Raw genomic sequence first — 6603 nt, forward strand, 5'->3', positions numbered from 1 at the left:
CTAAGAAAGCAAAAGAAGAGCTTGAGCAACGAGTGTTTCAAGTTAATGATTTAATTATTTCAGAATTATCGACTATGTCGGCAGAACAACTTGATGGTAATGAAGGTATGAACGAACTAAAAGAAAAAATTAAGGAAAAAACGAATAAGCTAATGCAAGAAGGCAAGGTCAATAAGGTTTATACCACTTCCTATATCCTTCAATAATAAAGAATACAATAATTAGGAGGTGAAAACTTTGGCAGGTGATATCCTATCACAAAATGAAATTGATGCCTTACTCTCTGCCATTTCAACTGGTGAAATGGATGCTGATGAGCTAAAAAAGGAAGAGTCAAGCAAAAAAGTAAAAGTCTATGACTTTAAAAGAGCATTGCGCTTTTCCAAGGATCAGATCCGAAGTTTAACAAGAATTCATGATAACTTTGCCCGATTGCTAACAACATATTTTTCCGCACAGTTACGGACTTATATTCAAATTACAGTCGGTTCAGTAGACCAGTTACCTTATGAGGAATTTATCCGATCCATTCCTAAAATGACTGTATTAAATGTTTTTGAGATGCAACCATTAGAAGGACGAGTTTTAATGGAAGTCAACCCTAATATAGCATACGCCATGATGGATCGAATTATGGGGGGCCTTGGCTCAAATGTTAATAAAATTGATAATTTAACTGAAATTGAAACAAAAATCATTTCGAATATCTTTGAAAAATCATTAGATAATTATCAGGAAGCATGGGAATCGATTGTTGAGATTGAACCCGTTATGGAAGAGTTCGAAGTAAATCCACAGTTTTTACAAATGGTATCACCGAATGAAACAGTTGTGGTCATATCTTTAAACATTCAGGTTGGAGAAACAAGTGGAATGATTAATTTGTGTATTCCACATGTCGTTCTTGAACCGATTATTCCGAGACTATCTGTACATTATTGGATGCAATCGGATAGGAAAGAACCAAAGCCTAACGAAATTGAAGCATTGAAAAAGCATATTCAATTAGCTGACATCACAATTTCTGCAGAGCTTGGGTCATCTGAATTAGCCATCCAGGATTTTCTGCAGCTACAAATTGGGGACGTCATACAATTAGAACGCTCCATCACTCAGCCATTAGTGGTTAAAATAGGTGATAAACCAAAGTTTACTGGACAGCCTGGAAAATTAAACAAAAAATTAGCGGTTCAAATTATTGACCACTTATCAAGAGGTGACGAAGATGGTGAGTAATGATATGTTATCTCAGGATGAAATCGATGCTCTACTAAAAGGAGCAGGAAGTGACGATGGTGAAACTCCTGAGGAAGCAAATGAAGAAAATACGTTGAAAAATGAGGATTATTTTAATGCAATGGAAGAGGATGCAATCGGAGAAATTGGAAATATTTCTTTCGGAAGCTCTGCAACTGCACTCTCCACCTTATTGCAGCAAAAGGTAGAAATAACAACACCAACTGTTTCTGTCGTACAAAAAAGCAAACTAGGTGAGCAATTCCAGCATCCATATGTTGCGATTGAAGTTAACTATACGGAAGGTTTTTCTGGAAGTAATTTACTAGTAATTAAACAAAGCGATGCAGCAATCATTGCAGATTTAATGATTGGTGGCGATGGAACAAATCCTAGTGAAATGTTAGGGGAAATCCAAGTTAGTGCCGTTCAGGAAGCAATGAACCAAATGATGGGATCTGCTGCCACATCAATGTCAACTATCTTTAATAAAAAGGTTGATATTTCACCACCAAGTGTTGAACTACTTGATGCAAATGAAACAGATGAAGCTAAAACAATTCCTGATGAGGATTTACTTGTTCAAGTTTCATTTCGATTAAAAATTGGTACATTAATTGATTCAAGTATTATGCAATTATTACCATTATATTTTGCTAAGAGTTTAATAGAAGAACTAATTAATCCTAAGGAAGAGGTGGCTGCAACAGCTGAAGCAGTGAGGGAAGTTCAGCCTGAACCAGTTGTTCACCATGAGCAAAATTATTCTGGACAAGCTCAGTTGAATTATCAAGCACAGCAACCAATCTCTCATTCACAGCAAGCAATGGGGCAAACAAATCAACAAGCTTATGCTACACAGCCACAATATAATCAAGGAAGAGCAACACAACCTACAGTAAATGTAAAACCAGCGGAATTTACTTCCTTTGAACCAATGCAATATCAACAGCAAGATATTCAAAATCTTGATATGCTACTTGATATTCCTTTACAAGTTACCGTTGAGCTAGGAAGAACAAAACGGTCTGTAAAGGAAATATTGGAATTATCTTCAGGTTCAATTATTGAATTAGATAAACTTGCTGGTGAGCCAGTAGATATTCTGGTAAATAGTAAAATTGTTGCTAAAGGTGAAGTAGTTGTAATTGATGAAAACTTTGGTGTCCGTGTAACGGATATTATAAGTCAAACTGAACGATTAAATAAACTTAAATAATATATGTTTTAGGAGTGGGGAACTATGGCACACAAAATTATGATTGTTGACGATGCAGCATTTATGAGAATGATGATTAAAGATATTTTAACGAAAAATGGCTATGAGGTTGTTGCAGAGGCTGCTGACGGTGCGCAAGCTGTAGAAAAATATAAAGAGCATCAACCTGATTTAGTAACAATGGATATTACGATGCCAGAAATGGATGGAATTGCAGCATTAAAAGCGATTAAAGAAATTAATCCTAATGCGAAAATTATTATGTGCTCAGCAATGGGGCAGCAGGCAATGGTTATTGATGCAATTCAAGCAGGAGCAAAAGATTTTATTGTAAAACCTTTCCAAGCAGACCGTGTGTTAGAGGCTATTGGTAAAACATTAAGCTAAAAGGTGGAGTGAAATTGCTTCATAGAAGATATTACTTCATATTGATTATTATGACACTTATTCTTTTTTCTCCGCAGGCATCATTAAGGGTTCTTGCGGAGGACTCAATGAATGATAGTGTATGGCAAAATTTAAATAAAGAAGAGCAAACGAAAGATAAAAGTGAAAATGCTAAAAATCTAGAAACAGAGGAAAATCCGCAACCGAATACGGAGCAAACTGAAAACAATGATGCGCTTAGTGTAACAGCCTTTGATTTTATCAAAATGTTTATTGCCTTAGCTTTTGTACTCTTTTTAATCTATTTTTTATTGAAATTTGTCACGAAACGAAATAGATTCGCTCAACAAGGGCAATCAATGATTAATCTTGGAGGAACAAGCTTAGGTCAAAATAAATCGATACAAATGGTTAAGGTTGGAGAGCGAGTGTTAGTAGTAGGTGTAGGGGATTCGATTTCTCTATTAAAAGAAATAGAAGATGAGAAAGAGAGAAAAGAATTGATAGAAGCTTTTGAGCAAAAGCAAGAGCAAATTGTTGCCCCGAAAGATATAGTACAAAAACTTTCAACTTATCTAACTCAAAATAAGCAAAAGCAATCTGCTAATGAGAACGGTACTTCATTTTCAAAAGCCTTTAAGGAACAATTAGATAATTTAAAAAAAGAACGTACGAAACAGTTAGAAGAAGTGAAAAGAAAGGGATTAAACAAGAATGAATGAATTTATGGAGTTTTTTAATAATAGTGATCCAGAAAATGTTAGCACCTCTGTGAAATTACTATTATTGCTAACGGTTCTGTCTATAGCCCCGAGTATTTTAATCTTAATGACCTGTTTCACAAGAATTATCATTGTTCTATCTTTTGTTCGTACTTCTCTTGCTACTCAATCAATGCCACCGAATCAAGTATTGTTAGGCATAGCATTGTTTTTGACATTTTTTATTATGGCACCTACTTTTTCCGAAGTAAATGAACAGGCACTAACGCCATTATTTAATGAAGAAATTGATTTAGAAGAGGCATACGAACGTGCTGCGGTGCCGTTTAAGGAATTTATGAGTAAGCATACGAGGCATAAAGATTTGGCGCTCTTTCTTAATTATGCAGGAATTGAAAATCCATCTTCTATAGAAGACATTCCATTAACCGCATTAGTACCTGCATTTGCGATAAGTGAAATAAAAACGGCCTTTCAAATTGGGTTTATGATTTTTATTCCATTTTTAGTTATTGATATGGTAGTAGCGAGTGTTCTAATGTCGATGGGGATGATGATGTTACCGCCTGTTATGATTTCACTACCATTTAAAATATTGCTATTCGTTTTAGTAGATGGTTGGTATTTAATAATAAAATCGTTGCTACAAAGCTTCTAGAATGGGTGAGGACATATGAGTTCAGAGTTTGTCATTTCTTTAGCAGAAAAAGCTGTATATACAACATTAATGATATGTGGTCCATTACTTCTAATTGCATTGGTGATTGGATTAGTTGTTAGTATTTTTCAGGCTACAACGCAAATTCAAGAACAGACCCTTGCATTTATTCCGAAAATTGTGGCGGTATTATTCGGCTTAATTTTCTTCGGACCATGGATGCTTACAACAATCGTATCTTATGCAAAAGATATATTTGGTAACTTAAATAGGTTTGTGGGATAAACATGACAACAATTATTGAAAATTTTCCTGGATTTTTATTAGTGTTTATTAGAATTACAGCATTTTTTGTAACACTGCCATTTTTTTCGTATCGAAATATCCCAAATATCCACAAAATTGGGTTTTCCTTTTTTCTTGCTTGGATTATGTTTTTTACATTGGATTTACCTACTATCGAAATTGATGGACATTTTTTCATGCTTATCTTAAAAGAGGCACTATTTGGATTACTCATTGGTTTTTCTGCTTATTTTATTATTGCAGCAGTTCAAATTGCAGGAAGCTTCATTGATTTTCAAATGGGTTTTGCGATCGCAAATGTGATTGACCCGCAAACCGGGGTACAAAGTCCATTAATAGGTCAATTTTTATATACATTTGCACTTCTTTTAATGATTAGTATAAATGCACATCACCTTTTATTAGATGGTGTTTTTTATAGTTATCAATTTGTTCCAATCGATCAACTTTATTTACCATTAGGGAATGAAAATGTCGTTGAGTTTATTGTCCAATCTTTTAACTCGATGTTTCTCATTGCCTTTCAAATGTCGATTCCTGTCGTTGGATCGTTGTTTTTGGTCGATATAGCGTTAGGTATTGTAGCGAGAACTGTTCCACAGCTTAATATTTTTGTAGTTGGCTTGCCTTTAAAGGTCGGAGTTAGCTTTATTATGCTCATTTTAGTCATGGGTGCATTATTTGTCCTAATGCAGCACCTTTTTGAAACAATGACCTATACAATGCGTGGCCTTATGGAGTTGTTTGGAGGAATAGGTAATGGAACTAATTAAGTTAGATTTACAATTCTTTTCTGGAGAGAAGACAGAGAAGGCAACACCACGGAAAAAGGCAGATGCTAGAAAAAAGGGACAAGTAGCGAAAAGTGCTGATGTTAATACCGCATTATCATTGTTAACGATATTTCTATCTTTCTTATTTATCGGTACGTTTATGAGAGACGGAATCATCAAAATGATGAGAGGGATTTTCCAAGATTACTTACTCATGGATATTACGAGTCAAAATATCCAAAATTTATTTTCAACAATTGTTTATCAAGCAGGAATCATTTTAGCTCCGATCATGCTCGTTGCAATAGTTGCTGGAGTTTTAGCGAATTATTTACAGGTTGGTTTTTTATTTTCAACAGAATCCATTCAAATGAAGTTAAATAAATTAGATCCAATACAAGGCTTTAAACGAATCTATTCAATTCGTGCATTAGTAGAATTATTAAAATCATTATTAAAAATATCATTTGTAGGTTTTGTAACGTTTATGGTGATTTGGTTAGAGATGGATAACGTATTACGTTTGTCGCAAATGACCGTTGAACAATCATTTACATTTATCGCATCACTTACATTAAAGATGGGTTTATATGCTTCAGGAGCATTGCTTTTACTTGCTCTATTAGACTATTTATACCAAAGATATGATTATGAAAAAAATCTGAGGATGTCTAAGCAAGATATTAAAGATGAATATAAAAAATCTGAAGGTGACCCACTGATAAAATCGAAAATTAAGCAAAGGCAAAGGGAGATGTCAATGAGGAGAATGATGCAGGAGATACCAACTGCTGATGTTGTCATTACAAACCCTACTCATTATGCCATAGCTTTAAAATATGACGAATCAAAAATGGATGCACCATATGTTGTTGCAATGGGTGTGGACTTGGTTGCACAAAAAATAAAAGAAATCGCTAAAGCTAACGATGTCATGATGGTGGAAAATCGACCTCTAGCAAGGGCATTATACGCTCAAGTAGATATTGGACAAGCGGTTCCTGAAGAGTTTTTCCAAGCAGTGGCAGAGATTATCGCCTATGTATACCAATCTAAATCGATCATTTAATTGATTTATTATATAAAAGCTTGTCAGATAGTAAGAAAGAAAGAATGTTGTTTTTAAATTTTAGCAATTGCAACCAATATAACACCATGTTTATTTGGTACTAAGGAGAGAAAAAACATGAAAGCAAGAGATTTATCAGTTTTATTAAGTGTTATTTTAATTGTTGCTATGCTTATCATACCTTTTCCGGGATGGTTATTAAGTTTTTTAATTATTATTAATATATCTCTTGC

9 protein-coding genes are annotated in these 6603 nt (G+C 34.2%); all 9 read left to right on the top strand.

Translation table 11 applies throughout. The features are described from left to right. The coding region (locus HU235_RS09440) for a flagellar basal body-associated FliL family protein (RefSeq protein WP_174880053.1) at window positions 1-206 on the top strand (206 nt) is incomplete at its 5' end. 31 nt (window positions 207-237) lie between these two features. Beyond that, window positions 238-1236 (top strand): flagellar motor switch protein FliM, encoded by a 999-nt coding sequence (fliM, locus tag HU235_RS09445; RefSeq protein ID WP_095298214.1) that lies wholly within the window; start codon window positions 238-240, stop codon window positions 1234-1236. Then, a complete protein-coding gene (fliY, locus tag HU235_RS09450) occupies window positions 1226-2455 on the top strand; it encodes a flagellar motor switch phosphatase FliY (protein ID WP_174880054.1) in 1230 nt (409 codons plus the stop codon). The genes fliM and fliY overlap by 11 nt, the downstream gene beginning before the upstream one ends. Window positions 2456-2479: 24 nt before the next feature. After that, window positions 2480-2842, top strand: a complete 363-nt coding sequence (locus tag HU235_RS09455) for a response regulator (RefSeq protein WP_095298211.1) — start codon at window positions 2480-2482, stop codon at window positions 2840-2842. A gap of 107 nt (window positions 2843-2949) precedes the next feature. Then, window positions 2950-3564 (top strand): flagellar biosynthetic protein FliO, encoded by a 615-nt coding sequence (fliO, locus tag HU235_RS09460; protein WP_174880055.1) that lies wholly within the window; start codon window positions 2950-2952, stop codon window positions 3562-3564. After that, a complete protein-coding gene (fliP, locus tag HU235_RS09465) occupies window positions 3557-4222 on the top strand; it encodes a flagellar type III secretion system pore protein FliP (RefSeq protein ID WP_095298207.1) in 666 nt (221 codons plus the stop codon). Before fliO ends, fliP begins: the two co-directional genes overlap by 8 nt. 15 nt (window positions 4223-4237) lie before the next feature. Next, window positions 4238-4507: a flagellar biosynthesis protein FliQ gene (gene fliQ, locus HU235_RS09470; RefSeq protein WP_095298205.1), complete on the top strand. Its 270-nt coding sequence runs from the start codon at window positions 4238-4240 to the stop codon at window positions 4505-4507. A gap of 2 nt (window positions 4508-4509) precedes the next feature. Continuing rightward, window positions 4510-5301 (top strand): flagellar biosynthetic protein FliR, encoded by a 792-nt coding sequence (fliR, locus tag HU235_RS09475; protein WP_174880056.1) that lies wholly within the window; start codon window positions 4510-4512, stop codon window positions 5299-5301. After that, window positions 5288-6370 (top strand): flagellar biosynthesis protein FlhB, encoded by a 1083-nt coding sequence (flhB, locus tag HU235_RS09480; protein WP_174880057.1) that lies wholly within the window; start codon window positions 5288-5290, stop codon window positions 6368-6370. Before fliR ends, flhB begins: the two co-directional genes overlap by 14 nt. The last annotated feature ends 233 nt before the right edge of the window (window positions 6371-6603 follow it).

The sequence above is a fragment of the Metabacillus niabensis genome, from assembly GCF_902829255.1.
GTDB classification, from domain to species: Bacteria; Bacillota; Bacilli; order Bacillales; family Bacillaceae; genus Metabacillus; species Metabacillus niabensis.